This is a genomic window from Mycobacterium sp. 1245805.9 (assembly GCF_001672915.1).
In the GTDB taxonomy this organism is placed as follows: Bacteria; Actinomycetota; Actinomycetes; order Mycobacteriales; family Mycobacteriaceae; genus Mycobacterium.
In genome coordinates this window covers 1-841 of sequence record NZ_LZKR01000167.1, presented here as the reverse complement: position 1 = coordinate 841, position 841 = coordinate 1, and the positions used below count along the sequence as shown (strand labels likewise).

Below are 841 nucleotides of genomic sequence, written 5' to 3'. Positions count from 1 at the left end.
CGGCGGCCGGTGCGGCGCCGGCGGGGGCGGCGGGAGCGGTGGCGATAGCCCCAATGGCGGCCGGGCCGGAACGGCGGCGTGGGTGGCGGGCTGATCGGCGACGGCGGGAGCGGCGGGGCCGGCGGGAGCGGTGGCGCCGCCGGGACCGTCACCGGCAGCACCGTGTACTCCGGCGACATCGGCGGAGCGGGCGGGGCCGGCGGGACCGGCGGCCCGGCCACCGGCGGAAATGGTGGCACCGGCGGTGCCGGCGGGGCCGGTGGGGCCGGCGGGGCCGTGAGCGGATCCAGCACCGTCTACTCCGGCGACACCGGCGGAGCCGGTGGCAACGGCGGCGCCGGCAACTACACCGGCAATTTCGGCGGCGGAGGTAACGGCGGTGCCGGCGGTAAGGGTGGTGCCGGGGGCGCCGTCACGAATAGCGTCGTGCAGGCCGGCGACACCGGCGGCAACGGCGGCGCCGGCGGTGGCGGTGGCCTTGGCGGGTTTGTCGGTGACGGCGGCAGCGGTGGTGCTGGCGGTAGCGGCGGCGACGCCGGGGTGGTCACCGGCGGTTCCTCCGTCGGCACGGGTGACTTGGGCGGTGCCGGCGGTGCCGGCGGCGCCGGCAACAATGCCGGGTTATTCGGTAGCGGCGGTAACGGTGGCGACGGCGGTAACGGCGGGGCAGGCGGGGCCGTGAGCGCGTCCAGCACCATCACCACCGGCGACGACGGCGGCGCCGGCGGGGCCGGAGGCGCCGGCTTCGGCGGTGTCAACGACACCGTGCTTAGTCACGGGGGTAATGGCGGGGCAGGCGGGGCCGCCGGGACCGTCACGGGCAGCACCGTTCACTCCGGCG

1 pseudogene is annotated in these 841 nt (G+C 78.1%); it reads left to right on the top strand.

The window, feature by feature from the left end:
* Positions 1–78: 78 nt before the first annotated feature.
* Positions 79–841, top strand: a pseudogene (locus A9X00_RS32555) (hypothetical protein); the annotation flags it as partial.